Annotated in this window: 23 protein-coding genes; 17 read left to right on the top strand and 6 right to left on the bottom strand. The window is 70.4% G+C overall.

Annotation, left to right across the window (positions count from 1 at the left end):
• Positions 1–38: 38 nt before the first annotated feature.
• On the bottom strand, positions 39–653 hold the full coding sequence (locus ATM97_RS11380) for a TetR/AcrR family transcriptional regulator (RefSeq protein WP_218717950.1): 615 nt from the start codon (positions 651–653) through the stop codon (positions 39–41).
• A 97-nt stretch (positions 654–750) separates the two neighbouring features.
• On the opposite strand from ATM97_RS11380, the gene ATM97_RS11375 reads away from it, so the two are divergent.
• The 7 genes from ATM97_RS11375 to fadD11 are packed head-to-tail and all read left to right on the top strand — an operon-like array spanning position 751 to position 9,358.
• Positions 751–1,644 (top strand): metal-dependent hydrolase, encoded by an 894-nt coding sequence (locus tag ATM97_RS11375; RefSeq protein ID WP_218717949.1) that lies wholly within the window; start codon positions 751–753, stop codon positions 1,642–1,644.
• 17 nt (positions 1,645–1,661) lie between these two features.
• Positions 1,662–2,720 (top strand): PDR/VanB family oxidoreductase, encoded by a 1,059-nt coding sequence (locus ATM97_RS11370; RefSeq protein ID WP_218717948.1) that lies wholly within the window; start codon positions 1,662–1,664, stop codon positions 2,718–2,720.
• Between the two features lie 27 nt (positions 2,721–2,747).
• On the top strand, positions 2,748–4,268 hold the full coding sequence (locus ATM97_RS11365; RefSeq protein ID WP_218717947.1) for an aldehyde dehydrogenase family protein: 1,521 nt from the start codon (positions 2,748–2,750) through the stop codon (positions 4,266–4,268).
• 3 nt (positions 4,269–4,271) lie between these two features.
• The gene (locus ATM97_RS11360; protein ID WP_218717946.1) at positions 4,272–5,732 is read left to right on the top strand and encodes an NAD(P)/FAD-dependent oxidoreductase; all 1,461 of its coding nucleotides are present in this window, start codon (positions 4,272–4,274) and stop codon (positions 5,730–5,732) included.
• Positions 5,732–6,613: a short-chain dehydrogenase/reductase gene (locus tag ATM97_RS11355; protein WP_218717945.1), complete on the top strand. Its 882-nt coding sequence runs from the start codon at positions 5,732–5,734 to the stop codon at positions 6,611–6,613. The genes ATM97_RS11360 and ATM97_RS11355 overlap by 1 nt, the downstream gene beginning before the upstream one ends.
• Positions 6,610–7,542 carry an alpha/beta hydrolase gene (locus tag ATM97_RS11350; RefSeq protein ID WP_218717944.1) on the top strand — a complete coding sequence of 311 codons (933 nt, stop codon included), beginning with the start codon at positions 6,610–6,612 and terminating at the stop codon, positions 7,540–7,542. Before ATM97_RS11355 ends, ATM97_RS11350 begins: the two co-directional genes overlap by 4 nt.
• A gap of 16 nt (positions 7,543–7,558) precedes the next feature.
• On the top strand, positions 7,559–9,358 hold the full coding sequence (gene fadD11 / locus ATM97_RS11345) for a fatty acid--CoA ligase FadD11 (protein ID WP_218717943.1): 1,800 nt from the start codon (positions 7,559–7,561) through the stop codon (positions 9,356–9,358).
• Between the two features lie 38 nt (positions 9,359–9,396).
• On the opposite strand, the gene ATM97_RS11340 is transcribed toward fadD11, so the two are convergent.
• Complete coding sequence (locus ATM97_RS11340; RefSeq protein ID WP_218717942.1) at positions 9,397–10,020, bottom strand: hypothetical protein; 624 nt, start codon at positions 10,018–10,020, stop codon at positions 9,397–9,399.
• 273 nt (positions 10,021–10,293) lie between these two features.
• On the opposite strand from ATM97_RS11340, the gene ATM97_RS11335 reads away from it, so the two are divergent.
• Positions 10,294–12,480 carry a catalase gene (locus ATM97_RS11335; RefSeq protein ID WP_218717984.1) on the top strand — a complete coding sequence of 729 codons (2,187 nt, stop codon included), beginning with the start codon at positions 10,294–10,296 and terminating at the stop codon, positions 12,478–12,480.
• Positions 12,481–12,503: 23 nt separating this feature from the next.
• The gene (locus ATM97_RS11330; RefSeq protein WP_218717941.1) at positions 12,504–13,967 is read left to right on the top strand and encodes an aminotransferase class I/II-fold pyridoxal phosphate-dependent enzyme; all 1,464 of its coding nucleotides are present in this window, start codon (positions 12,504–12,506) and stop codon (positions 13,965–13,967) included.
• A 205-nt stretch (positions 13,968–14,172) separates the two neighbouring features.
• Here the strand turns inward: ATM97_RS11330 and ATM97_RS11325 are convergent, their stop codons facing one another.
• Complete coding sequence (locus tag ATM97_RS11325) at positions 14,173–15,072, bottom strand: metalloregulator ArsR/SmtB family transcription factor (protein WP_218717940.1); 900 nt, start codon at positions 15,070–15,072, stop codon at positions 14,173–14,175.
• 100 nt (positions 15,073–15,172) lie between these two features.
• Here ATM97_RS11325 and ATM97_RS11320 point away from each other — a divergent pair, with 100 nt between their 5' ends.
• The 3 genes from ATM97_RS11320 (at position 15,173) to ATM97_RS11310 (ending at position 18,639) form a co-directional block, all read left to right on the top strand.
• Positions 15,173–16,495 (top strand): NAD(P)-binding domain-containing protein, encoded by a 1,323-nt coding sequence (locus ATM97_RS11320; protein ID WP_218717939.1) that lies wholly within the window; start codon positions 15,173–15,175, stop codon positions 16,493–16,495.
• A gap of 18 nt (positions 16,496–16,513) precedes the next feature.
• Entirely contained in the window at positions 16,514–17,737 is a 1,224-nt protein-coding gene (locus tag ATM97_RS11315; protein ID WP_218717938.1) for an MFS transporter, read from the top strand.
• A gap of 584 nt (positions 17,738–18,321) precedes the next feature.
• A complete protein-coding gene (locus ATM97_RS11310; protein WP_218717937.1) occupies positions 18,322–18,639 on the top strand; it encodes a GYD domain-containing protein in 318 nt (105 codons plus the stop codon).
• Here the strand turns inward: ATM97_RS11310 and ATM97_RS11305 are convergent, their stop codons facing one another.
• Entirely contained in the window at positions 18,640–19,662 is a 1,023-nt protein-coding gene (locus ATM97_RS11305; protein WP_218717936.1) for an LLM class flavin-dependent oxidoreductase, read from the bottom strand.
• Positions 19,659–20,231, bottom strand: a complete 573-nt coding sequence (locus tag ATM97_RS11300; RefSeq protein ID WP_218717935.1) for a DUF1684 domain-containing protein — start codon at positions 20,229–20,231, stop codon at positions 19,659–19,661. The genes ATM97_RS11305 and ATM97_RS11300 overlap by 4 nt, the downstream gene beginning before the upstream one ends.
• A gap of 367 nt (positions 20,232–20,598) precedes the next feature.
• Between ATM97_RS11300 and ATM97_RS11295 the strand changes: the two genes are divergently transcribed.
• Both ATM97_RS11295 and ATM97_RS11290 read left to right on the top strand, forming a co-directional pair.
• Complete coding sequence (locus ATM97_RS11295) at positions 20,599–21,681, top strand: oxygenase MpaB family protein (RefSeq protein ID WP_218717934.1); 1,083 nt, start codon at positions 20,599–20,601, stop codon at positions 21,679–21,681.
• Between the two features lie 11 nt (positions 21,682–21,692).
• Entirely contained in the window at positions 21,693–21,908 is a 216-nt protein-coding gene (locus ATM97_RS11290; protein ID WP_218717933.1) for a hypothetical protein, read from the top strand.
• Here ATM97_RS11290 and ATM97_RS11285 read toward each other — a convergent pair.
• A complete protein-coding gene (locus tag ATM97_RS11285) occupies positions 21,900–22,667 on the bottom strand; it encodes a TetR/AcrR family transcriptional regulator (protein ID WP_218717932.1) in 768 nt (255 codons plus the stop codon). The two genes, ATM97_RS11290 and ATM97_RS11285, sit on opposite strands and share 9 nt — an antisense overlap.
• Before the next feature lie 202 nt (positions 22,668–22,869).
• On the opposite strand from ATM97_RS11285, the gene ATM97_RS11280 reads away from it, so the two are divergent.
• The 3 genes from ATM97_RS11280 to ATM97_RS11270 are packed head-to-tail and all read left to right on the top strand — an operon-like array spanning position 22,870 to position 25,948.
• Positions 22,870–23,676: an ABC transporter permease gene (locus ATM97_RS11280; protein WP_308248448.1), complete on the top strand. Its 807-nt coding sequence runs from the start codon at positions 22,870–22,872 to the stop codon at positions 23,674–23,676.
• A gap of 1 nt (position 23,677) precedes the next feature.
• Complete coding sequence (locus tag ATM97_RS11275; protein ID WP_218717931.1) at positions 23,678–24,541, top strand: ABC transporter permease; 864 nt, start codon at positions 23,678–23,680, stop codon at positions 24,539–24,541.
• Positions 24,542–24,550: 9 nt separating this feature from the next.
• On the top strand, positions 24,551–25,948 hold the full coding sequence (locus ATM97_RS11270; protein ID WP_218717930.1) for an MlaD family protein: 1,398 nt from the start codon (positions 24,551–24,553) through the stop codon (positions 25,946–25,948).
• The last annotated feature ends 1 nt before the right edge of the window (position 25,949 follow it).

The raw sequence follows: 25,949 nt of genomic DNA, 5'->3' as shown, positions 1-25,949 counted from the left end.
GGGAGCCGTCTGCCGGGCCGACGCGGCCCGGCGGCGGGTCAGCGACTGATGATCGGTACCAGATAGGTCCGCGCGAACGCGTCGAGTTCGTCGTCGGTGCGCAGCGGGAGCAGGCCGGTCGGCGCCAGGATCATCGAGTGCACCACGCGGCACAGCACCTCGGCGCGGGCCAGCAGGTCCGGCGTCTCGGCCAGCAGCCCGGCGGCGATCGCGTCCCGGAGCATCGATTCGGTGGTCAGGATCGACATCGTGAAGGTCGACGCGCTGTCGGTGGTGAGGTGCGGCATCACCCGGTCCGGTTCCAGGACCAGCAGCCGCTGCACGAGCGGGTGCTCGCGCCACCGGCCGATGACGGTCACGAGGATGTCGGCGACGAGGTCGTCGAGGTTGTCGTGCCTGCTCGGCAGGCTCCGCAGATCGGCCAGCACGCGCGCGACCTCCCGCGCGAACACCGCGGTGACCACGTCGTCGCGGGAGCCGACCCGGCGATAGACGGTCGCCCGGTCGACCCCGGCCTGGCGGGCGATGTCCTCGATCGTCGTCTTCTTGACGCCCACCTGTTCGAACTGGACCAGCGCCGCGTCGAGGATGCGCGCCGCGGCGGAATCGTCGGTTTCCGGGGTGTTCGTCGAGGTGGGGGACGCCGCGGTCATGTCGACCACGGTAGCAACTCGGCGCCCGATGCAACATATCCACACAATTTGTTGCTGCAACATTGCAATCATTTGTGTTGCATCGTACGGTTGAGGCATGGCTCACTCCGCTGACGCAACGAGGCGTCATCACCGCGAGGAAGCGCACGCGATCCACGCACGCGACGTGCACTTCGACTTCGGTGATGTGCCGATGCACTACATCCCGGGCGAGGTCTTCGCGACCCACGTCATCAATGTCATGCACCTGGTGCTGCCGGAAGGCGAACGGGCGATGGCTCGAGCGCTGACCGAGGCGCTGCCCTACATCGACGACCAGCGGCTGCGCGAGGAGGTGCAGGGCTTCGTCGGTCAGGAGACGATGCACGCCAGCAGCCACGCCGGCGCGCGCGATCACCTTCAGTCCCTTGGCCTCGACGTCGACTCGATGGTGCGGACCTTCGCCTGGTTCGTCGATCGCATCCTCGGCGACCACGGCCTCACCGGCCGGGCGAAGGAGGAATGGCTCAAGGAACGGCTCGCGCTGTTCGCCGGGATGGAGCACTACACCGCCGTCATCGGTGAATGGCTGCTGGAGAACGACACCTTCGAAGACCTCGGCATGGATCCGACCATGCTCGATCTGATCCGCTGGCACGGCGCCGAGGAAGTCGAACACCGCAGCGTGGTCTACGACGCGTACATGTATGTCGACGGCGGCTACGTGCGCAAGGCGCGCACGGCGGTGGCGGCGAGTGTGTCGCTGCTGGCCACCTTCCTGGTCTCCTCGGCCTACCTCTACGCCAAGGACCCCGCGCCGCACAAGGGTCCGTTCTGGCCGGTGCAGCTGGCCCGGGCGACCGCGCGTGGCATCGTGCCGAATTTCGGCCTGTTCCTCAGCGAGATCCCGCGCTACCTGCGGCCGGGCTTCCACCCCTCCCAGCTGGGGCCGATGGATCGCGCGCTGCGCTATCTCGCGCATTCGCCCGCCGCCCGCGCGGCCGCGCGGTGACGGCCACGGTGACTCCGATGGCGGAGCGGTACACCCCGCCGGTCGCCCTGCGGGCGATCGGCGCCGTCGCCGACGGCTACCGGCAGCTGTTCGTCGCGGGCCGCGCGGCCTCGCTGATCTCGCGACCGAATCCGGTGCGGCACGACGACTTCGAGATCGCGGTGACCGTCGCCGGGATCGAGTCGGTAGCGGTCGATGTCCGCAGCCTGAGGCTGACCTCGCCGACCGGCGCACCGCTGCCGCCGTGGCGGCCCGGCTCGCACCTCGACATCGTGCTGCCCTCGGGAGCCCAGCGTCAGTACTCCCTGTGCGGTGACCCCGACGATCGCCGCCACTACCGGATCGCGGTGCGCCGCATCGCCGACGGCGAGGGCGGCTCGATCGAGGTGCACGACCGCTTGGCGGTGGGCGACACGCTGCGAATTCGTGGTCCGCGCAACGCGTTCGACTTCATCGCCGCGCCGTCGTATCTGTTCGTCGCGGCGGGCATCGGCATCACCCCGATCCTGCCCATGGTCCGGGCGGCGGCTCGCGCGCGGGCGCGCTGGCAGCTGGTCTATCTGGGCCGCTCGCGGGCGACCATGCCGTTCCTCGACGAACTGGCCGTCCTCGGCGGCCGGGTCGACATCCGTCCCGACGACGAGTTCGGCACCCCGGATGTGGGCGCGTTGATCGGCCGGGCCGCCCCCGGCGCGGCGATCTATGTCTGCGGTCCGCCGCCCGTCCTCGACGCCGCGCACCGGCACGCCTTCACCGTCAACCCGACGGGATCGCTGCACACCGAGCGTTTCTCCGCGCCGCCGGTGATCGACGGCAGGGAATTCGAGGTGACGCTGGCCCGGTCGGGCAGCACGGTCCGGGTCGGCGCCGACGAGACCGCGCTGGCGGCCATCACCCGGGTGCGGCCGGACGCGCTGTATTCGTGCAGGCAGGGGTTCTGCGGCACCTGCAAGGTCGCGGTCCTGGCCGGCGAGGTCGACCACCGCGACCGCAAACTCCTCGACGCCGAGCGCGGCGATCACATGCTGACCTGCGTTTCCCGCGCGGCAGGCGAATCCCTGGTCCTCGATCTCTGAGCAGGGCACGAACGAGAAAGGTCGTCCATGGGGCGAACAACACTCCCGTCGGCAACATCCACGCCCGCCGAACCCGCGCGCGATGATGCGACCTTCGACGTCATCTCACCCGCGACCGGCGCCGTCGTCGGCAGCTATCCGATCCGCACCCCGGCCGAGGTCGCGGCCACGGTCGCCGACGCCCGCCGGGCCGCGGACTGGTGGTCGCGGATCGGCTTCGCCGAGCGAGCCCGCCGACTGGATGCCTGGCGGGGCGAGATCACCCGGGGGCGAGCCGAACTCGCCCAGCTCATCCACCAGGAGATGGGCAAACCGCTCGCGGACGCCCGGCTCGAGATCGCGATGGCGCTCGAGCACCTGGCGTGGGCGGCGGGCAACGCGCGGCGGGTGCTCGGCCCGCGCGCGGTGCGGCCCGGCCTGCTCGCCGTGAATCAGGAATGCACGCTCGAGTACCGCCCGTTCGGGGTGGTCGGGGTGATCGGCCCGTGGAACTACCCGGTGTTCACCCCGCTGGGTTCGGTGTCGTTCGCGCTCGCGGCGGGCAACGCGGTGGTGTTCAAGCCCAGTGAGTACACCCCGGGCGTCGGGCACTGGCTCGCCGGCCGGTTCGCGGCCGTCGTGCCGGAACAGCCGGTGTTCCAGGTGATCACGGGCCTGGGGGACACCGGTGCGGCCCTGTGCCGGTCCGGGGTCGGCAAGATCGGCTTCACCGGATCCACCGCCACCGGCAAGCGGGTGATGGCCGCCTGCGCGGAGACCCTGACGCCGGTGCTGATGGAACTCGGTGGCAAGGACGCGCTGATCGTCGATGCCGACGCCGACCTGGACGCGGCCGCAGACGCCGCGGTGTGGGGCGGCATGTCCAACGCGGGCCAGACCTGCCTCGGCGTGGAGCGCGTGTACGTCCACACCGACGTCTACGACGAGTTCGTCCCGAAGCTCCTCGCCCACGCGCGGAAGCTGCGCGCGGGCACCGGTGCGGCGAAGATCGGGCCGATCACGATGGGCAAGCAGATCGCGATCATCCGTCACCACATCGAGGACGCGCTGGCTCGCGGGGCACGCGCCCTGCTGGGTGGTGCCGACGCGATCGACGGGCAGTTCGTGCAGCCCACCATCCTGGTCGATGTCCCCGAGGACGCGGTCGCCGTCACCGAGGAGACCTTCGGCCCGACGCTGACGGTCGCGCGGGTGCGGGATATGGACGAGGCGATCGAGCGCGTGAACGCCGGCCCCTACGGCCTCGGCAGCACGGTCTTCTCGCGCCGCAACGGCAGGCGCATCGCCGACCGGATCCGCGCGGGCGGCACCTCCATCAACGCCTATGTCGCCCATGCCACCATCGCGCGCCTGCCGCTGGGCGGCGTCGGCGACTCCGGCTTCGGTCGCGTGCACGGCGAGGACGGACTCAAGGAGTTCACCTACGCCAAGGCCACCACCCGGCAGCGTTTCGCCCTGCCGTTGGCCCTGACCACATTCACCCGCGGCGAGACCACCGACGCGATCGTCGATCGCCTGGTCACTGCGCTGCACGGAAGGAATCGGTAAACCATGGCACCAACCGAACACCGTCACATCGTCGTGATCGGTGCCGGATTCGGCGGCATCGGCCTCGCGATCAAGCTGCGCGAGGCCGGCTTCGACGACCTCGTCGTCCTCGAACGCGCCGCGGATCTGGGCGGAACCTGGCAGGCCAACACCTATCCGGGGTGCGCGTGTGATGTGCCCTCGCAGCTCTACAGCTATTCGTTCGCGCCCAATCCCGATTGGTCGCGGACCTACGGCAAACAGTCGGAGATCCTGGCCTACATCCGGTCGGTGGCGACGAGATTCGATGTCGTCCGGGATATCCGGTTGAGCACCGAGCTGCTCGAGGCCCGCTGGGACGAGGCCCGCTCACTGTGGCGTCTGGAGACCTCGCAGGGCGCACTGACCACCGACTACCTGATCTCGGCCACCGGGGTCTTCGCCGAAGCCAAGTACCCGACGCTGCCGGGGGTGGAAACCTTCGCGGGCGCGACGTTCCATTCCCTGCACTGGGATCACGACCACGATCTCACCGGTGAGCGAGTCGCGGTGATCGGCACCGGCGCCTCGGCGGTGCAGTTCGTGCCCGAGATCCAGCCGAAGGTGGCCGCGCTCACCGTCTTCCAGCGTTCCGCGCCCTGGATCGTGCCCCGGATGGACCGGCCGACGCTGGCGGTGGAGCGCTTCGCCCTGCGCCGGATTCCACTGGCGGGCAAGGTTATTCGCGGCGCCTGGTACACCGCGATCGAGGGCTTCGGGCTGGTCGGCTTCGTCGACAAGCGCTTCCGGCACCCCTATGAGCTGCTCGGCCGCTGGCAGCTGCGTCGCCAGGTGCGGGATCCGGAACTGCGCGAGAAGCTGACGCCGGACTACATGATCGGCTGCAAACGCGCGATCTTCGCCGACGCCTACCTGCCCGCCCTCGACAAGGACAATGTCGAGGTGGTGACCGACGGCATCGCCGAGGTGCGCCCGCACTCCATCCTCACCCGCGCCGGAGTCGAGATCCCGGTCGACACGATCATCTACGGCACCGGATTCGAGCCCGCGCCTTCGTCCTACGACCGGATCGTCGGCGGCGACGGCGTATCCGTGGGCGAGGTCATGCGCAAGCACCGGCGGACCTATCTGGGCACCGCCGTCGCCGGGTTCCCCAACCTGTTCCTCACCCTGGGTCCGTTCGGCGCGGCGGGCAACCAGTCGGCGATCTTCATGATCGAGTCCCAGATCGCCTACATCGTCGACGCGGTGAAGACCCTGCGCGACAAGGGAGCACACCGGGTCGAGGTCCGGCAGCAGGTCCAGGACGCGTTCGTCGAGGAGATGCATCGGCGCAGCGCCGATACGGTGTGGCTCACCGGCGGCTGCGACAGCTACTACACCACCCCGGACGGGCAGAACGCCGGGCTCTATCCGAACTGGAGCTTCGAATACCGCAGGCGGACCAGCGCTTTCGATGCCGAGTCCTACGAAGTGAGTGCCTGATGGACATCACCGCGCTCCATCCGCTGAGCCTGCTCACGCGCCGGTCCTACGACGTGCGCGACAAGACGGTGCTGATCACGGGCGCCGGGCAGGGAATCGGCCTCGAACTGGCCAGGATCCTCTCTGCCCGCGGTGCCTTCGTGGTCGTGGTCGACATCGATGAGATCGGCGCCGAGGTGACCGCGGGCGAGCTGGGGCCTCGGGCCCTGGCGATCACGGCCGATGTCAGTGACCGCGCGGCGATGGTGGCCGCGACCCGGCTCGCGGTGGACACCTTCGGCCATCTCGACGTCGTCGTCGCCAACGCCGGGGTGACGCCTGCGCCCGCCACCGTGCGCACGATGGACCCGGCCGATTTCGACCGGGTGATGGCGATCAACCTCGACGGCTGTTTCAACACGGTCCATCCCGCCCTCGACCACATCGTCGCGGCGCGGGGGCACGTGGTCGTCGTCTCGTCGTGCGCGTCGTTCGCGCCGGGCATGGCCGGGTCGCCGTACATGATGAGCAAGGCCGCGGTCGAGCAGTTCGGGCGCGCGCTGCGGGTGGAACTCGCCGCGGCGGGCGCCAGCGCGGGCATCGCCTACTTCGGTGTCGTCGAGACCGAGATGACCCACGCCATGCTCGACCGCGACGACCTCGGCCGGGAACTGGACGAGATGCTGCCGTGGCCGCTGAACGTCCGCATCACCGCGACACACGCGGCCACCGTGATCGCCGACGGCATCGCCCGCCGCGCGGCCCGGACCATCGCCCCCAGCGGGTGGGAGCCGTACGCGCTGCTGCGCGGCGCGGTCAATGTGGTGCTCGACGCGCAGCTCGCGGGCAGCGGCAAGGTCAAGGACCTGCTCGACCGGGTCGAGCGGCGGAGCGGCCGGTGACCGCGTCGGGGCGGGGATCGTTGCGCACCAGGGCCGCTCGGCTGCTGGCCGAACGCACGGTCAAGCCGTTGGCCGCCGCGCTGCCGGTCAACACCGCCACCCTGCCGGTGGCCCGGCTGGCGATCGATGCCGCGATGCGGGTGGTCGGGCCGAGCCTGGCGGGCACCTCGGTGGAGCGCGTCGACGACGGCCCGGTCCGCGGGGAGCTGGTCACCGGGCCGAAGGCCGACCGCACCGACGCGGTGATCCTGTACGTGCACGGCGGCGGTTTCGTCGCGGGCTCGGTGGCGGCGTATCGCGGTGTGGCGTCGCGCCTGTCGACCACGAGTCGCGCCCGGGTCTTCGTCGTCGACTATCGCCTGGCGCCGGAGCATCCGAGCCCGTGCGCCCAGCTCGATGTGGCGCGGGCGTATCGGTGGCTGCTGCGGCGCGGGTTCGCCCCGGACCGGATCGTGCTCGCCGGCGACTCGGCCGGGGGATTCCTGGCCGCCGATCTCGCCCTCGCCAACGCCCGCCTGCGACGTCGCGGACCGGCCGGGCTGGTGCTGTTCTCGCCGATGGCCGACCTCGGCCTGCGGATCGCCCGCACCGGTGTGCGCAGCCGGGACGGGGTGATCTCGTACACGCTGTCGGCGAAAGCGCTCGCCCACTTCACCAGCGAGCATCTCGAACTGCGGCCGGAGCGGGGCATGACGCTGCCGCCCACCCTGATCCAGACCGGTGGGGCGGAGTACTTCGCCGCCGACGCCATCGAACTGGCCGAGCGCCTGCGGCAGGTCGGCGGGGTGTGCGAACTCCAGGTCTGGCCCGATCAGATGCACGTCTTCCAGGTCATGCCCGCACTGGCGCCCGAGGCCCGTTTCGCCTTCGGCGCCGCGGGCCGCTTCATCACCTCCCTGCTCGCTCCCGACACCGCCACCGCGGTCTGAACCACGGAAGACCTCCATGTCGACACCACGTTTCGAAACCCTCTGTGCCGCCTTCCAATACAACGCCACCATCGATCCCGACGCCGTCGCGTTGCGCACTCCGGGGAATGCCCACACGCTGACCTGGCGCGAATACGCCGACGGCGTGCGCGCGGCCGCGGCGGGCCTGGCGGCGCTCGGCGTCGGCCGCGGCGACACCGTCGCGCTGATGATGAGCAATCGCGTCGAGTTCTATCCGCTCGAAGTCGGCGCCCAGCACGTGGGCGCGACCTCGTTCTCGGTCTACAACACCCTCTCCGCCGAGCAGCTCGCGCACGTCCTCGGCAACGCGGGCGCGCGCGTGGTGATCTGCGAGCCGCAGTACGTCTCGCGGCTGCGCGCGAGCGGCGTGCCGCTCGATCACCTCGTCTGTCTCGACGAGCCGGTCGAGGGCACGGTGCCGGTGGCCGAGATGATCGCCGGTGGCGCTGTGGATTTCGACTTCGACGCGTCCTGGCGGGCGGTCGAGCCCGCCGATGTGGCGACGCTGATCTACACCTCCGGCACCACCGGCAACCCGAAGGGCGTCGAGACGACGCACGCGAACCTGATGTTCCAGGCCTATGGTCTCGGCGATGTGCTCGGGTTCGAGTTCGGCGATTCGATCACCTCGTTCATGCCGAGCGCCCACATCGCCGACCGGCTCACCGCGCTCTACCTCCAGGAGGTGTTCGGCACCCAGGTCACCACGGTGTCGGACCCGAAGCTGATCGCGGCCGCGCTGGCGGATCTGCGGCCGACCATCTGGGGTGCGGTGCCCCGGGTGTGGGAAAAGCTGGCGGCCGCCATCGAATTCGTCGTCGCGAACGAGCCGGACGAGACACGCAGGCAGGGTATGCGGTGGGCGCTGGCGGTGGGGGCCGAGCGCAGCGAATACCAGCTGGCCGGGCAGCCGGTTCCCGACGACGTCGCCGCCGAATGGGCCAAGGCCGACGCACTGGTGCTCTCGAAGCTGCGGGCGAAGCTGGGTTTCGATCGCCTGCGCTTCGCGCTGTCCGGCGCCGCCCCGATCCCGCCGCGCACGCTCGGCTTCTTCGCCGGGCTCGGGGTGCCGATCTCCGAGATCTGGGGCATGTCGGAACTGTCGTGCATCTGCAGCGTCAGCCCGCCGAGCGAGACCCGGCTGGGCACGGTCGGGCGACTGCTGGCCGGCATGGAATCGCGCATCGCCGAGGACGGGGAACTGCTCGTCAAGGGGCCGTTGGTGATGAAGGGCTACCGCGGCGAACCGGAGAAGACGGCCGAAGCCGTCGACGCCGACGGCTGGCTGAGCACCGGTGACGTGGTGACCGTCGACGACGACGGCTACCTGCGGGTGGTCGACCGCAAGAAAGAACTGATCATCAACGCCTCCGGCAAGAACATGTCGCCGACGACGATCGAGCACGCCATCAAGGCCGCGACGCCGTTGATCGGTGCCATGGCCACGATCGGCGACGCCAGGCCCTACAACACCGCGCTGATCGTCCTCGACGCCGAGAGCGCCGAACCCTATGCGGCACAGCACGGTCTGCCCGACGCGTCGGCCGCGGCACTGGCCGCGAATCCCGCCGTGCGCGCGCAGATCGCCGCGGGTGTGGCGGCGGGCAACGCCGCGCTGTCGCGGGTCGAACAGGTCAAGCGCTTCCGGATCCTGCCGGTGTTCTGGGAAGCCGGTGGCGACGAGGTGACACTCACCATGAAGCTCAAGCGGAAGGTGATCGCCGAGAAATACACGGCCGAGATCGCCGAGCTCTACGCCGACAACCCGCCCGTCGAGGTGCTGGAACCGGCCTGACCTGTCGTCGGCGGGCCCGCATCGGGCCCGCCGCACGGTCAGGGCAGCACGTTGGGGATGATCTGGGGAGCCTGCTGGGCGACCAACGTGCCCAGGTAGGCGCCGGCGTAATAGCCGGCGTAGGTGCCGACCACCCCACCGACGATGCCGCCTGCGACCGCGCCGACCGGGACGCCGAGTCCCGCGGTGGGGACCGCCAGCGGGGTGGCCAGCGCCGCTCCGCCCGCCGCGCCGAGGCCGGCGCCGGCGATGCCGCCGATCACCTGACCGGCCGTCGAGCCGAGGAAGGTGGCGTTCTCGATCGGGCTGGCGATCGGCGCCGCCGTGGCGATCGGCCGGGTATCGGCGACCGGGTGCGCGGTGGCGAACTCGGCGGTGTCGCGCTGGTTCGCGCCGAGCGCGAGTTCGTCGCCGACTGGGGAAACCGACTGCGCGACAGCGTGTTCTTCGAGGGGTGCGACGGCGGCCACGGCTTGGACCGGCTCGGGCCGCGGTGCCGCGTATTCCGGCAGATCAGGGGTCTGCGAGACAGCCTGCACGTGCGCGGCCTGCGCCGCGCCGGGCCCGATGCCGAAGGCGATCGCCGCGGGCAGCGCCACCGCCACGGGAAGTCCGCGCAGGGCCGTGCCCCGCTTGCTCACTGCTCGATGCCGTCCAGCCACCTCGATGTCCTTCCCGAGTCCACAGTCGTCACAGGGCAGATCGCGGTCGGCGGAGCGCGCGCTACCGGGATGTGAGTCGCTTCTCTCACCCCGGGCGGCGGCTATGGCCCGACCGGGCTGCGGCGACGGGCGGCTGTTTCGGTGCCGGAGATCCGGGCATGGCCTGGTCAGAAACCACCGGAAAGCAGCGGCGGGCCGCCGAGCGAGCGGATGCCGCGCCGCTGACGCGCTGCTCGCCAGGAGACGGTCCTCGTCAACAGGAAGGCTTCGATGATGGGAAACGCCGGACCACAGCAGGGGGCTTCCGGGCCCGCTATCCCTCCCGAGTACACCCGGCCGGCGACTCCTCCGGACGAGGACCCGGACCACCCCTGCACCGAGCCGGGACCGGCGGCCGACCAGGAGGGGCCCGCGCTGCGCGGACCGACCGGCGTGCCGATCCCCGGCCCCGCCGACCTGCGCGCCCAGCACGGCGGCGCCCTGACCACCGCTCAGGGCCTGCGCGTCGCCGATACCGACCACGCCCTCAAAGCGGGCCCGCGCGGACCGGTGTTGCTGCAGGACATCCACCTGCGGGAGAAGATCACCCACTTCGATCACGAACGCATCCCCGAACGGGTCGTGCACGCCCGTGGTGTCGGTGCGCACGGGGTGTTCGTGGCCAACGGCGCCGCCGCGTCGCTCACCCGCGCCCGGTTCCTCGCCGCCGGCGTGCGCACCCCGGTATTCGTCCGGTTCTCCACGGTGCTCGGTTCGCGCGGGTCGGCCGATACCGTGCGCGACACCCGCGGTTTCGCGGTGAAGTTCTACACCGACGAAGGGGTCTACGACCTGGTCGGCAACAACATTCCGGTGTTCTTCATCCAGGAGGCGATCAAGTTTCCCGATGTCATCCACGCCGGAAAACCCCAGCCGGACCGGGAGATTCCGCAGGCGCAATCCGCGCACGACACCTTCTGGGATTTCGTCACCCTGCACACCGAGGCGACCGCGCACACCTTCTGGAACATGTCCGATCGGGCGCTGCCGCGCTCACTGCGGATGATGGAGGGCTTCGGAATCCACACCTTCCGGCTGGTCGCCGCCGACGGCACGACCAGCCTGGTGAAGTTCCACTGGAAGCCACGCCTGGGCGTGCACTCCATGCTGTGGGAGGAAACCCAGCTGACGGCCGGATTCGATCCCGACTTCCATCGCCGGGACCTGGCCGACGCCATCGCGGCGGGAGCGGCCCCCGAATGGGATTTCGGGGTGCAGGTCTTCCCCGACACCCCCGATCACCTCTTCGACGGCATCGATCTGCTGGACCCGACCAAGATCGTGCCGGAGGAGCTCGCGCCGGTGCAGGTGATCGGGACGCTGCGGCTCACCGCGAATCCGGTGAACTTCTTCGCCGAGACCGAACAGGTCGCGTTCTGCCCCAGTCATCTGGTGCCCGGCATCGAGGTCACCGACGACCCGCTGCTGCAAGGCCGGTTGTTCTCCTACCTCGACACCCAGATCAGCAGGCTCGGCGGGCCGAATTTCGCCCAGCTGCCGATCAACACCCCGCATACCGCGGTCGACGACATGTTCCGCGACGGCATGCACCAGACCGCCGTGCACCCCGGCATCGCGCCGTACAAACCGAATTCGCTCGGCGGTGGCTGTCCGTACGCGGCGAGTCTCGCCGACCAGGCCTACACCGAGACGCCGACGCCGATCCCGCCGCCGGCCGCCGAGCTGCGGACCTCGGCGACGAGCGCCGGGGCGGTCTCCTTCGCCGACCACTACTCGCAGCCGCGGATGTTCTATCGCAGTCTCACCCCGGGCGAACAACAGCACCTGGCCGACGCCTTCGCCTTCGAGCTCGGAAAATGCACGTCGACGGCCATCCAGCGGCGCGGCCTGCAGATGCTGGTCGACGTCGACGACGAGCTGGGCGGCTACGTCGCTGCGCAGCTCGGGCTCGACACTCCGGCGCCGGATGTCGACGACCGGGTCGAGCTCGACCCGAGTCCGGCACTGTCGCAGCGACGCGGCGCGTTCCCGGTCGACGGCCGCACCGTCGCGGTGCTGGTGGACGACACGGCTTCCGCGGCGGCGCTCGAAGAGGTCCGCGCCACGCTCACCCAGGCCGGGATCCGGCCGTTCGTGGTCGCCGCGCACGGCGGCGAGATCGACGGTGTGCCGGTGGCGCGCACGTTCGCGACGATGCGATCGGTGGAGTTCGACGGTGTCGTCGCGCTGGCGGGTCCCGACGACGACCGGGTCGACCTGCTCATCGAGGAGATGTGGCGGCACGGCAAGGCGATCGCCGCCGTCGGGACCGCCGCATCGATCCTGGAGCGCACCGGCGTCGACCCCGACGCCCCTGGTGTGACCGTGGCCGAGGCGGTCCCGGCCATCGAGGCACTGCTGACCGACCTGGGCGAACACCGAGCGTGGACGCGGATCGATCCGCCGGCATTCCCACGCTGACCACCGCGCAGGAGGTGCGCACGATGGACCACACCACCGCCCCGCTGCTGGCCGCCGTCGCCGAGTACCACGGGCTGGGCCGCTACGGATTCACCCCGCCGGGGCATCGGCAAGGACGCGGAGTGGACGACCGGGTGCTGGCCGCGCTCGGCGTCGACGCCTTCCACAGCGACATCCTCGCCGCCCCGGGGCTCGACGATCGGCTGGCCAGGCACCACGTGCTGGCCGAGGCCGAGGAGCTCATGGCCGACGCGGTCGGCGCCGACGCCGCCTTCTTCTCCACCTGTGGGAGTTCGCTGTCGGTGAAGGCGGCCATGATGGCCGTGGCGGGCGGCCACGACGGCGGCCTGCTGGTGGCCAGAGACAGCCACAAATCCGTGGTCGCCGGGCTGATCTTCTCCGGGGTGCAACCGCACTGGATCACCCCGCGCTGGGATGCCGAGCGACACCTGTCGCATCCGCCCTCGCCCGAGCAGGTCGAGCAGGCCTGGCGGGCGCATCCGGACGCGGCGGGCGCGGTGATCGTCAGTCCCAGCCCCTACGGCACCTGTGCCGACATCCGGGGGATCGCCCGGGTGTGCCACGCGCGCGGAAAGCCGCTGATCGTCGACGAGGCCTGGGGCGCGCACCTGCCGTTCCATCCGGACCTCCCCACGTGGGCGATGGACGTCGGCGCCGATGTGTGCGTGGTGAGTGTGCACAAGATGGGCATGGGATTCGAGCAGGGATCGGTGTTCCATCTGCAAGGCGACCTGATCGACCCGGTGCGACTGCGCGGCTGCGCCGACCTGCTGATGACCACCAGCCCCAATGTGCTGATCTACGCCGCGCTGGACGGATGGCGAAGGCAGATGGTCGAATTCGGCCACGACCTGCTCGACCGGGCCCTGAGCTCGGCCCGCCGGGTGCGCGCCGAGCTCGCCGAGATCAGCGGGCTCACCGTCATGCACGACGAGCTGCTCGGCGTCGAGGCCTCGCACGACCTGGACCTGTTGCAGGTCCTCGTCGACGTCGCGGGCACCGGCGCGAGCGGCTACGCGGCCGCGGACTGGTTGCGCGAGCATCGCCGGATCGACCTCGGCCTCAGCGATCACCGGCGGGTCCTGGCGACGCTGTCCTCGGCGGACGACGCCGCGACGGTCGACGCCCTCGTCGACGCGCTCGCCCTGTGGCGGGCCGGGCTGAACCACCCCGAACCGCCGCGGATCCGGCTGCCCTCACCCGAGGAGTTGCAGCTGGAGACGGTCATGCTGCCGCGCGACGCCTTCTTCGCACCGGCCGAATCCGTGCCCGCCGAGCGGGCCGTAGGCCGGATCGCGGCCGAGCAGCTCACCCCGTATCCGCCGGGCATTCCCGCCGTCGTCCCGGGGGAGCGACTCGGCGAGGCCGTCATCGACTATTTGCGCACCGGCATCGAGGCGGGCTTGAACCTGCCCGATGCCGCCGACCCGCGGCTGCGCACGATCCGGGTGGTCCGGGCCGGCTGAGAGCTACCGTGCGGCCGGTGGCAGGTCACGCCACGGCGGTCAGCTCCGCGATGAGCGCGTCGATCCGCTCGCGGACGGCGTCGCGGATCGGGCACACCGCCTCACCGCCCTTGCCCGCGGGATCGTCGAGCTGCCAGGCGCGGTAGTCGACGCCGCGGAAGGGCAGTGGCGGCTGGGATCTGCCGCGACCGGGTGCTCGCGTCGGCTATCGGCAGGCTGCGGGCTCGCAGGCGTCGGCGGCGTCCACGGCGGCGCGGCGCTCGAGCAGGACGGTATCGCGCCACACCCCGTCGAGGGTCGCGATGCGTTCGCGCACCCCGACCGTGCGGAATCCGGCCGAATGATGCAGCGCGATCGCGGCCCGATTCTCCGGGAAGGCCGACGTCTGCAGCATCCACAGGCCCTCGTTGTCGGCCGCGATCACCTGCCGGTGCAGCAGTGATTTCCCGACGCCACGGCCGCGCGCGGCCACGGCGACGTAGACGGAGGTCTCGGCGACTCCGGCGAAGCCGCCGTGGCTCGATACCGGCGCGAGCGCGGCCCAGCCGACCACCTCGCCGTCGAGCTCGGCGACCCAGCGGTGCGCGGGAAGCCAGGTGGCGTCGAGGTATTCGCGAGTCGGAACCTCGGTGGCGAAGGTGGCGTCGCGGGTGGCGATGCCCTCGCCGTAGATGCGGAGCACGACGTCCCAGTCGGCGTCGGTCATCGCGCGCACGGTGACGTCGGTGGGTAGATCGGTCGGGCAGCACGGACGCGGGGTGAGCACGCCCATGACGGCGTCGGCGGCGTGCGGGAGGCCGGTGCAGCAGGCGGGATTGACGGTGACGACGGTGGATGTGCCGTGCTTGTGCACCCGGACGAACCCGACGTCGGCCAGCTTGCGGACGTGGTGGGAGACGGTCGGCTGGGAGATCCCGAGCGCTTCGGTCAGCTCGCCGACGGTGATCCCCTCGGGCCGGGTGGCGACCAGGTGCAGCAGCCGGACGCGGGTGGGTTCGGCCAGGCAGGAGAACCAGGCGGCGTAGGTGGTCGCGTCGTCGATCGACAGGGCGTCGACGCGCGGCGCGGCGGAGTCGCGGACGGAGGGCATGTCCAGGGACGTCATGCCTCCGATTATATCGACGTAGATCGATGGTTGCATCCATCGACATTCGTCGATACAGTTTGGTCATTAGATCGATGGGTGTCGATGAATGGAGTCTGTGATGACCGAACTGCCTGTTGTCGTCGTCGGAGCCGGCCCGGTGGGGCTAGCGGCAGCCGCGGAACTGCGCGAACGCGGCCTCGAACCGATCGTGTTCGAACGTGGTCCCCGCGCCGGTGCCGCGGTCGCGCAGTGGAATCACGTGCGCTTGTTCTCCCGCTGGGCAGAGCTGATCGCCCCCGCGGGTGGCCGTCTCCTCGATGGCACCGGCTGGGTGGCTCCGGCCGACGCGGACTACCCGACCGGCCAGGACTGGGCGCACGCCTACCTCGAGCCGCTGGCCGAGGCCCTGGGCGAGGCGGTGCGCTACGACACCGAGGTCGTCGGCGTCGCCCGCCGCGGCCGCGACCGGGTCGTGGACTCCGGTCGCGACACCGAACCGCTGTCGGTGCACCTGCGCCGCGCCGACGGCACCGAGGACCGGATCCTCGCCCGCGCGGTCATCGACGCCTCCGGCACCTGGACCGCGCCGAATCCGCTCGGCGGAGAAGGACTTCCCGCCCTGGGCGAGCGCGACAGCGACGCCCTCACCTACCGGGTGCCCGACGTGGAGGCCGAGCGGGCGCGCTATCGCGGCAAGCACACCGTGATCGCCGGAAGCGGGCACTCCGCCCTGACCGCGATCGTGGCCTTGGCGCCACTGGCGAACGAGCCCGGCACCCGGCTGACCTGGGTACTGCGCCGGGGTCGGACCGAGGCCACCTTCGGCGGCGGCGAGGCCGACGAGCTGCCCGCCCGGGGCGCGCTCGGCCTGCGCGCCAAGCGGGCCGTCGAGGACGGACTGCTCACCGTGGTGACCGGATTCCGCACCGCCGCGGTGGAAACGGGGCCCGACGGGCGCACCGCGCTCGTCGCCGACGACGGCCGCCGGATCGACGGCGTCGACACCGTGATCGCGCTGACCGGCTTCCGTCCCGACCTGTCCTGGCTCTCGGAGGTCCGCCTCGACCTGGACCCCGTGCTGCAGGCCCCGGTCCGGCTGGCGCCGCTGATCGACCCGAACGTGCACTCCTGCGGCACCGTCTACCCGCACGGCGTCGCCGAGCTGACCCATCCCGAATCCGGGGTGTACCTGGTGGGCATGAAGAGCTACGGCCGCGCGCCGACGTTCCTGGCGATGACCGGCTACGAGCAGGTCCGGTCCATCGCCGCCGAACTCGCCGGTGACCACGAATCCGCCGCCCGTGTCGAGCTGACCCTGCCCGACACCGGTGTGTGCGGCGGGGCCGGTGTCTTCGACGACCCCGACGGCGCGAGTTCCGGCGGTTGCTGCGCGCCCGCGCCCGAAGTGTTCACGCTCACGGTCGGGTCGCTCTCGCGCTGACCGCCCGTGTCGTCCACTGTGACGGCCACGCGGACCGGACCGGCTGCGGCCGGTGCCGGTCTGCGGCGGCGCGTGCTGATCACGTTGTGCCTCACCGAGATCACCAGCTGGGGCATCCTCTACTACGCGTTCCCGGTGCTGTCGGTGTCGATCTCGGCCGACACCGGATGGTCGCTGCCGATGCTCACCGCGGCGTTCTCGCTGAGCCAGCTCGCCGCGGCCCTGACCGGCATCCCGGTCGGGCGCGTCCTGGACCGCGTCGGGCCACGGTCGGTCATGACCGCGGGATCGGTCCTGGCCGTGCCCGCGCTGGTCGTGGTGGCCCTGGCCCCGAATCCGCCGGTGTTCTTCCTCGGCTGGCTCGCGGCCGGGGTCGCGATGGGCGCGGTGCTGTACCCGCCCGCGTTCGCGGCGCTGACCCGCTGGTTCGGGACCGAGCACGTCAAGGCCCTGATGATCCTGACGCTGGCGGGCGGTCTGGCCAGCACGGTGTTCGCGCCACTGACCGCCGTCCTGGTCGAACGCACCGACTGGCGTGCCACCTATCTCGTCCTCGCGGTGGTGCTGACGGTCGCCACCGTGCCCGGTCATCTGTTCGGGCTCACCGGCGCCTGGCCACCGGCGCCCGCACCAGCGACCCGGCACGACGACGACCACCGCGCGATCGCCCGCAGCCCCGCGTTCCTGGCCTTGGTCACCGCCCTGAGCCTGGGCGCGTTCGCGGCGTTCGCCGCCGTGTTCAACCTGGTCCCGCTGCTCATCGAGCGCGGATTCTCCCCGGCGGCGGCCGCGCTGACGCTCGGCCTCGGCGGTATCGGACAGGTCCTGGGCCGGCTCGGCTACCTCCCGCTGATGACCCGCACCACCCCGGCCGTCCGGATCGTCGGCGCGTTCGCCGTCACCGCGCTCGCCACCGCGCTGTTGGGTTGGGTGACAACGGTCTTCGCGCTGGTCGCGGTCTCGGTCGGCGCGGGCCTGATCCGCGGGATCATGACCCTGGTGCAGGCCACCGCGATCACCGACCGCTGGGGCGCCACCCACTACGGCCGCCTCAACGGCCTGCTGTCGGCTCCCGTGGTGATCGTGATGGCCACCGCGCCGTTCGCCGGAACCGCCCTGATGAGCTGGACCGGCACCTGGTCGGGCACCTACCTCGTCCTCGCCGCGATCGCGGCACTCGCCGCGCTGATCGCCGTCGGCAGTGTCCCCCGGACCCGCCGATTCCTGAGCGGGGTCGGCTGATCCCCGCTGGAACCGCTGTCCGGTCGCGGACCGTTGTCGACTTCGGCCGACAGATGGATCACCCCCGTCGCGATGGTGCCGACCATCGGGCCGGGGCGGACCACCGGCGGTCGGTGTTCCCAGGTCCCGTCGGATCGGCACTGCTCGGGCTGCTGCTCCACGGTGGGCGGCGGGACACCACGGGGCACGCCACGCTGATCCGCGCGGTGTCCCGCGGCGCGACGTAGGTGGTGACTATGACCGTTTGCCGGGGCACCGCCGCGTCGCACACCACGTTTCGACCGCACCCGGTAGGTGTCGTCGGTGTCGTTGCGGCAGGTGAACCCGTCGCAGGCGACCCCGGGCGCGAGGTCGGCCGCGCCGCGTGCGGCGCGGCCGGTACGAGATGCGCGATGCCTGCGGCGACGGCCAGCAGTCCGGCGCGCTGTGCGGTGAGTTTCCTGTCGGGAGGCAAGAGGGGTATCGCCGTCGTCACGGTGACGCATCATTGCGGCGGCGGCTTTTCGCGTCATCCGCCGCCGCCGGGGGAGTGCCCTAGGCTGTGGACGCCGAGATCGCGTCCCAGTCAGAGGAGGCTCGAAGCTATGCCCAAGTACATGTGGCGGGTCAGCTATCTGCAAGACGGGGCCAATGGCCTACTCGCACAGGGTGGTAGCGCTCGCCGGGCGGCCATCACCGAGATGGTCCAGAGCGTGGGCGGGCACGTGGAGGCCTGCTATTTCGCGTTCGGCGACGACGATCTGTTCGTGATCGGTGACGTCCCGGACGAGGTCGCCGCCGCGGCGCTCGCGATGCGCACGGCGGCCGCGGGCGCGGCCGTGTCGCACACCGTCGGCCTGCTCACTCCCGAGCAGATCGACGCCGCCGCGGCGCTGGATGTCACCTACCGGCCGCCGGAGTAATCAGCCGAGCGCGGGTTTCCAGCCCAGTTCGGGCGCGATCAGCGTCACCGTGTCGTGCAGGATCTGCTCGTAGTCCGCGCGGTGGAACTCGTACGGCAGCTCCAGCCGCAGCTCGCTGGTCCGCGCGAGGACCGGATCGGCCCGCAACCGCTCGAGGATCTGCTCGGCGGTCCCGACGACATCGGGGGCATAGAGCACCCGCCGCTCACCCTGCGGTCCGAGGGTGCGTTCGTGGCGGCTCGCGGCATAGGTCCGGTAGCGCTCGCGGGTCGCGCGATCGGCGCTGTCGAACGGGACGAGCACCCGCCCCACGGCGACTCGCGCCGGTCGCGCCGGATCGATCCGCTCGCGGTAATCGCTGATCAGGCCCAGCTGGGCGGTCGCGAAGTCGTCGCTGCGGTCACCGAAGACGATATTGCCGCTGAGCAGATTCAGCCCGCTCTGCGCCGCCCAGCGCACCGACCGGGTGCTGCCACCGCCGTACCAGACGCGGTCGGCGAGGCCGGGACTGTGCGGCTGGAGCCGGGGCCGCTGGGTGGTGCCCGGCGAGTGGATGACGGTGTCGGCGTCGCCGAGGTAGTGGCCGCGCAGGTTCTCGACCAGCCGGGCCACCCGGCCGTAGGACAGGTCGAAGGTGCGCCAGTCGCCGTCGAAGACCAGATCGCCGATCAGCTCGGCGTGCGGTGGGGTCCCCGCGCTGAACCCCGGCTGTAGGCGGCCCTTGGACAGCACATCGGCCAGCGACAGATCCTCGGCCAGCCGGAACGGGCTCTCGTACCCGATCGGGATGACCGCGGTGCCCAGCTCCACCCGGCTGGTGCGCTGCGCGGCGGCGGCCAGGAAGACCGCCGCCGATCCCACTCCGTGCTCGAGATGCCGCTGCCGGACCCACGCGCCGTCGAACCCGAGGCGCTCGCCGTACTCGAACAGTCGCAGCGTGTCCTCGAGACCGGTGTACGGATCGTCGTCGAGGTAGTTGCCCGGGGACAGGAAGGCCAGCGAGCTGATCCGCGGCGAGCTCATCCCCGGCGCTCGAAGGGGATCTGCTCGCCCGCCTCGACGGCGATCGGCAGCCGGTTCGCCGCCGGCGGCAGCGGGCAGGTCGCCAGATCGGTGTAGGCGCACGGCAGATTCACCGCGCGGTTGAAGTCGAGCACCACGGTCCCGTCGGCCGCCGGCATCGGCACCTGCACCACCGGATTCGCCGCGTAGGTGGTCACCCCGGAGGTCGCGTCGGTGGACAGCACCGACAGATCCTCGGGGTTCTTGCCGGGAAACGCGGTCAGCCGCAACGCCGGACCGACGATCTCGAACTCGACCTGTCCCGGTGCGTCGTAGACGTGCTCGAGCCCCTCCACCGACGCGCCGACCGTCGTCGGGCGCGGTTCGTCGAAGCGCACGTACTTCCCGGTCACCACCCACTCGCGGTCCGGGGCGAACGCGGACCGGCCACGCACCACCTCGCCGTCGACGCTCAGCTCTTCGCCCTCGTCGAGCACGACCACCACCCCGTCGTCCCCGGTCGACCAACTGCCGGGCGCGTCATCGAACCGCTCCGGCGTCTCGGTCTCCGGCGCTGCCTGCGTAGCCATGTCATCGATGGAATCCGACGCGTCGTCCGATCGACAGGATTCCACTCAGCCCGAACGCAATGGGGTTCTCCAGGGGGAGGCGCGATCCGATCGGACCACACCTGGCGACTGTCTGAGATAATCAGTCGAAAATGGGGTCCAAATACTCGATGGCCGGAGAGGACTCCGAGGGGGCGCTCACATAGGCGGAAGTATGCTGGCTCTTATCAGGCTATTCGGGCGGCACCATCCCGGCCACCGACTGTCTGAGTCAATTGTCGACAAGTCGGGCTCGAACCGTTGACTCGGGGTCGATCACGGGTCTATCGTTCCTACTCATGCGTAGTAATACTTCTACGCTCGAGTAGGAAATGGATTGGAACCCGCGATGGCAACAATTGCTTCCTTGCGTGAGTGGCTGGCGATACCCCCACTCACGCCCGCGGAGGACTACGGCTTCTTCGGTCCGGACTCGGTCGCGTGGCGCGTCTGGAGTTACCCGACCAGCCTGACGGTCGGCTTCCAGCGGGCGGTGGTGATCGAGGAGCTGGACCCGGCGCTGGTGGCCTCGGTCGACGCCACCCACGCGATCTACGACCGGCCGCGGACCCGCTACGACCGCACGCTGCGGTACTTCGCCATGGTGATGTTCGCCGACAGCCGCTCGACCGCGCACGCGGCCGACATCCTGGTGAAGATCCACTCCAAGGGGATCGGCGTCGACCCCGTCACCAAGCGGTCCTACGACGCGAACGACCCGCAGTCGCAGCTGTGGATTCACCTGACTGCCTGGCATTCCATCCTCGTCGCGTACGAGAAGTACGGTCCCGGCCGGCTCAGCGAGGCCGACGAGCTGCAGTACTGGGCGGAATGCGCGCGGGCGGCCGAACTCCAGACCTGCGACCCGGCGGACGTGCCCCGTACCAGGGCCGGGATCAGCGAGTACTTCGAGCAGATGCGTCCACAGCTGATCGGGTCCGACATCGCTCGCAAGGCGATGCGGCACCTGCTACAGGCGGAGGTGATGATGCCGGAGATCCCGCTGCTGCTCCGGCCGATGTTCAAGATCGTGTACGCGTTCCTGCGCCGGGGCACCCTGGCCACCATGCCGCGATGGATGCGCGAGATGGCCGGATTGCCGAAGGGCAGGCTGCTCGACGCGCTCGTCACGACGCCGATGAGCGTCGCCTTCACGCTGGTGAGTCTCAACGCGCGCTTGCAGATTCAGCTGCTGCGCCTGATCTCGCCGATGTCGGTCCCGGTGGCCGGTCCGGTGCTGCTGAAGATTCCGCCCGTGAGCGCGACCACGATGACGCCGCGGCAAGCGCAGCAGCGCTACGGCTACGACATTCCCGCCCACGCCCATCAGGCGCTGCGGGACAAGCAGCGCGCCCGGGTCTTCGGTCGCGGGGAAGCCCCGGACGATCAGGGGCTGATCGAGTCCCAGGCCGTGCTCGGCGAGATTTCCTGAGAGGTGGGGTGATGATCAAAGAACTGCTGGGCTATCGAATCAGCCTGCGCCAGCTCATCTTCCTCGGCATCGCCTTCGGTGTGCCGTACTTGCTGATCGGGCTGTTCTGGCTGGGCGCCCACCACGAGCACCTCGACGATCTGCACGGCGTCGACAAGCTGTTCTCGGCGATCGGCGAGATCATCGCCTGGCCGCCGCTGCTGATCTCCGATATCGAGCTACGGTGACGCGGCCTGGTCGGGCGGGGTCGGCGCGTTCCCGGCCTGCCACGCGGAGACCACCGATCCGCCGGCCGGGATGATCCGGGTTCCCTTGTCGTCCTTGGGCAAGGTCCGGGTCAGCGCCCGCACCGTGGGCCGAAGTGTTTCGGGCGTAGCGAGATCCGGATTCGACAACACCAGTCGGCCCAGGGATTCGATGAATCCGAGCATGATTCGGCCGGCCAGTTCGACGTCGACGTCCCTGGGGCCACCTCGCCGCGCGATCCCCGTCTCGAGCAGTTGGGCGCAGCGCGCGACGACCTTCTCCCTGGCGCCGGCGAGCAGGCCGCGATAGGAGGCGGGGGCGCCGTCGGCGGGCATGAGGATCAACCGCCAGCGCACCGGATCGTCCTGGACCGCGGTGAGGAAGGCGATGACGGCCTGCTCGTACTCCACGTCCGGGTCGGAATCGTCGAAATCGGCGGGCAGTGCCTCGAGGACCTGCGCGATGCCCCGGGTGTGTTCGCGTCGAAGCAGCGCGTCGAGCAGTTGGGGCGCGGTGGGATAGATCGCGTACAGCACGGGTTTGGCGACACCGGCTTGCTTGGCCACCGATTGCATCGTGAGCTCGGACAACCCGTCCCGGCCCGCGACCGCGAGGGCCGCGTCGAGCAGTTGCTCACGGCGTTGCTCCGGCGGTAGTCGGGGGCCGTTGCGGCGCCGCGGCCGGGCCGGTCGCGGTGGGGCGATCCGCCAGACGCCGTCGGTGTCCTCTTCGATGCTCATCAAGAAATGATCCCCCAAAGCTCTGGTGCCGCGTCATCGGCGCTGTTAGTGTCCACATATCTACTCTAGCGTAGTAATTAATATCTACGGATACGTAGAAAAGAGTGAACCCATCGTGCAGCAGTCGTCGACCAGGATTTCTGGTGAATTCCATGCCGGGGCAACAGCTCCACCCGGGGGCGGTGATGCCCGCGATCAGGTCATCGCCTTCGGGCTGACCTACTGGCGCGAACACCCGCAGCGAGCTGTCGAGACGGCCGGGCGTCAGGTCCTGATGACCGGCCGGGCCCTCGCCGAACTGGTCCGCGCCCTGGTCACCCGGCGGTTCCCGACCACGGAATTCGTCAAGCAGTGCGCGTTCATGGCCAGTGTGTCGGCGTCACCGACCCTGCTGGTCGCCATCCCCATCGCGGTGGTGGTGTCGATCCAGGTGGGCTCGCTGGTCAGTCAGGTCGGGGCGACCACCTTCATCGGCGCGGTCAACGGGCTGGGGATCATCCGCCAGGGCGCACCGCTGGTGACCTCGCTGATGATCGCCGGCGCGGTGGGGTCGGCGATCTGCGCGGATCTGGGTTCGCGCACCATCCGGGAGGAGATCGACGCCATGACCGTGATGGGGGTCGATCCGGTCCGGCGCCTGGTCGCGCCGCGCCTGGCCGCGGCGGTCGTGGTCAGCACCCTGCTGTGCGGGCTGGTCGTGTTCGTCGGCTTCGCGACCGGCTACGTGTTCAACGTCTACATCCAGGACGGCACGCCGGGCTCCTACATCGGCACCTTCGCCTCGTTCGCGGTGGCCGCCGATCTGGTCGTCGCCATGGTCAAGGCCACGGTCTTCGGCGCGCTGGCGGCGATCATCGCCTGTGACACCGGACTGCACACCCGGGGCGGACCGGCGGGTGTGGCCGACGCGGTGAACTCCGCGGTCGTCAACTCCGCGATCGTGCTGTTCGCGGCCAACATCATCCTCACCCAGCTCTACAACGCCGTGTTCCCGTCGAAGGTGCTCTGAGATGGCCTCCGAATACGTGCCACCGGTGTTGCGTCCGGTGCGCCGGCTGCGCGCGGCCGCCACCGTGCCCGCCAGGGTTCCGGTGCGGCTGGGTCATCAGGGACTGGTGTTCCTGCAGGCGGTCGCGGCGATTCCCTTCGTGCTCAAGCACTATCGCAAGGAATTGCTGCGGCTGATCACCGACGTGAGCTTCGGCAACGGCTCCTTGATCGTCGGCGGCGGAGTGATCGGCGTCGTGGTCATCCTCTGCGGTTTCGGCGGGATCACCGTCGGCATGGAATCGCACACCGCGCTGAACCTGCTCACCATGAGTCCGCTCACCGGCGCGATCTCCGGATTCGCCACCACGCGGGAACTGGCGCCGCTGCTGGCGACCTTGGCGTTCGGCGCCCAGGCCGGCTGCCGATTCACCGCGCAACTGGGCTCGATGCGGATCTCCGAGGAGATCGACGCCCTGGAGTCGATCGCCATCAGGCCGCTGCCCTACCTGATCACCACGCGCATGCTGGCGGCCGTCGTCGCGATCGTGCCGCTCTACACCGCGGGCCTGGCCATCGCCTACATCGCGACACGATTCACCGTGGCCTTCCTCGGCGGGACGACGCTGGGGACCTACGATCACTACTTCCACCAGTTCCTCGACCCGGTGGACGTGGCCTACTCGATCCTCAAGATCGTGGTCTTCGCCGCCGTGGCGACCTTCATCCAGTGCTACTACGGCTATACCGCGGCGGGCGGACCCGAAGGGGTCGGCGTCGCGTCCGGCCGCGCCATCCGCATGACCATCGTCACGGTCGTGTTCGTCAATCTGCTGTTCTCCCTGTCGATCTGGGGGATCGACCCGGGCATCAGGATCACGGGATAGGCATCGACCATGATCATCGACCCCAGCGGCCGTGGCCCGAGCGCCCGGCGACTCGGCCTGCTCGGCGGGCTCATCGCCGTGCTCATCGCCACCGTCGTCTATCTGCTCGGACTGCGCTACAACGGCGCGTTCCTCGACACCGTCGAAGTGACGGCTCGCATGACCAGCACCGGCGACGGCGTGCCCGAGCGCGCCGACGTCACCTTCCGCGGCGTGCTGGTCGGCCAGGTCGCCCGCACCGACATCGCGGCCAGAGGCGAACGCCAGAACGTGCTGCTGCGCATCGAACCGGCCATGGCCCAGCGCATTCCCGCCACGGTCACCGCCAGGGTGGTGCCGAACAACATCTTCGGCGTCACGGCGGTCGAACTCATCGGCAACGGCGCTTCGCCGGATCGATTGCGCGACGGCGCCACCATCGCGCAGGACACCAGCGAGGTGGGCGCCCAACTCCAGACGACCTTGACCACCCTGCGCACCGTCCTCGACGCCATCGATCCGATTCGGCTGGCGACCGTCCTCGGCACGCTGGCCGACGCCCTCGACCCGACCTACCGCATGCCCGGCTCCACCATCGAACGGCTCGACACCTGGACCACGCAGGTCCGGGCGACCCCGGGGATCGGCGATCTGCTCGGTGACCTCGGCGCCGCGGCGTCGGCGGTCAACGAGTCGGCGCCGCAGCTGGTGGACACGCTCGTCTCCTCGGTGACCGCGGCGCGCACACTCACCGAGAAGCGCGCGAACCTCATCTCGCTGCTGACCGCCGCGCGTGGCGTGGTCGGCGTCACCAACACCCTGTTCGAGCGCAATCCGGGCGCGGGCCCGGAACTCGTCGGCGGGTTGCACGAGACATTCGGCGCGCTGGCCGCCGACTCCGGCGCGATCGGGGCCGCGGCCGCCAACCTCAATGTCGCGCTGCGCAATCTGGCGACGGTCTTCAACTGGGGACCCGACAAACAGATGCGCTGGGTCGTCGACGTGAGCTTCACCCCCTTCACCCAGTACACCGCCGCGGACTGTCCCCGCTACGGCGACCTCGCCGGGCCCCGCTGTGGTGGTTCGACGGTGCCGTATACCGCTCCGGAGCAGCACATTCCGACGCAGCTGCTGCCGCGCCGGCTGGAAGCGGCGGGCCCGCCGCCCGTCGTCCCCGGTCTCCCGGCGATTCCCGGCCTGCCCGCGCTCCCGGGTCTGCCCGCGATTCCCGGCCCGACACCGATCGAGGCCGGCCCCGGACCGGCCGCCGCCCCGGCGTCGACTCCGGCGTCCCTGCACGGCATCGAGGCCATCGAGGCGCTCGTCGGGCGAACGCCGAACGCCGCGCAACTGGTGCTGCTCGCGCCGGTCCTGGCCGACGGGGCCGTGCACGTCACCTACGCCAACGCCCAGCCCCGGGGGAATTGAC

The sequence above is a fragment of the Nocardia sp. MH4 genome, from assembly GCF_019266065.1.
Taxonomy (GTDB): domain Bacteria; phylum Actinomycetota; class Actinomycetes; order Mycobacteriales; family Mycobacteriaceae; genus Nocardia; species Nocardia canadensis.
This window is presented reverse-complemented; position numbering and strand designations above follow the sequence as displayed.

Bases quoted from the DNA above. Each gene is read 5' to 3' on its own strand.
- ATM97_RS11380 (WP_218717950.1), bottom strand. From the start codon at position 653: ATGACCGCGGCGTCCCCCACCTCGACGAACACCCCGGAAACCGACGAT.
- ATM97_RS11375 (WP_218717949.1), top strand. From the start codon at position 751: ATGGCTCACTCCGCTGACGCAACGAGGCGTCATCACCGCGAGGAAGCG.
- ATM97_RS11370 (WP_218717948.1), top strand. From the start codon at position 1,662: ATGGCGGAGCGGTACACCCCGCCGGTCGCCCTGCGGGCGATCGGCGCC.
- ATM97_RS11365 (WP_218717947.1), top strand. From the start codon at position 2,748: ATGGGGCGAACAACACTCCCGTCGGCAACATCCACGCCCGCCGAACCC.
- ATM97_RS11360 (WP_218717946.1), top strand. From the start codon at position 4,272: ATGGCACCAACCGAACACCGTCACATCGTCGTGATCGGTGCCGGATTC.
- ATM97_RS11355 (WP_218717945.1), top strand. From the start codon at position 5,732: ATGGACATCACCGCGCTCCATCCGCTGAGCCTGCTCACGCGCCGGTCC.
- fadD11 (WP_218717943.1), top strand. From the start codon at position 7,559: ATGTCGACACCACGTTTCGAAACCCTCTGTGCCGCCTTCCAATACAAC.
- ATM97_RS11335 (WP_218717984.1), top strand. From the start codon at position 10,294: ATGGGAAACGCCGGACCACAGCAGGGGGCTTCCGGGCCCGCTATCCCT.
- ATM97_RS11330 (WP_218717941.1), top strand. From the start codon at position 12,504: ATGGACCACACCACCGCCCCGCTGCTGGCCGCCGTCGCCGAGTACCAC.
- ATM97_RS11325 (WP_218717940.1), bottom strand. From the start codon at position 15,072: ATGACGTCCCTGGACATGCCCTCCGTCCGCGACTCCGCCGCGCCGCGC.
- ATM97_RS11320 (WP_218717939.1), top strand. From the start codon at position 15,173: ATGACCGAACTGCCTGTTGTCGTCGTCGGAGCCGGCCCGGTGGGGCTA.
- ATM97_RS11310 (WP_218717937.1), top strand. From the start codon at position 18,322: ATGCCCAAGTACATGTGGCGGGTCAGCTATCTGCAAGACGGGGCCAAT.
- ATM97_RS11305 (WP_218717936.1), bottom strand. From the start codon at position 19,662: ATGAGCTCGCCGCGGATCAGCTCGCTGGCCTTCCTGTCCCCGGGCAAC.
- ATM97_RS11300 (WP_218717935.1), bottom strand. From the start codon at position 20,231: ATGGCTACGCAGGCAGCGCCGGAGACCGAGACGCCGGAGCGGTTCGAT.
- ATM97_RS11295 (WP_218717934.1), top strand. From the start codon at position 20,599: ATGGCAACAATTGCTTCCTTGCGTGAGTGGCTGGCGATACCCCCACTC.
- ATM97_RS11290 (WP_218717933.1), top strand. From the start codon at position 21,693: ATGATCAAAGAACTGCTGGGCTATCGAATCAGCCTGCGCCAGCTCATC.
- ATM97_RS11285 (WP_218717932.1), bottom strand. From the start codon at position 22,667: ATGAGCATCGAAGAGGACACCGACGGCGTCTGGCGGATCGCCCCACCG.
- ATM97_RS11275 (WP_218717931.1), top strand. From the start codon at position 23,678: ATGGCCTCCGAATACGTGCCACCGGTGTTGCGTCCGGTGCGCCGGCTG.
- ATM97_RS11270 (WP_218717930.1), top strand. From the start codon at position 24,551: ATGATCATCGACCCCAGCGGCCGTGGCCCGAGCGCCCGGCGACTCGGC.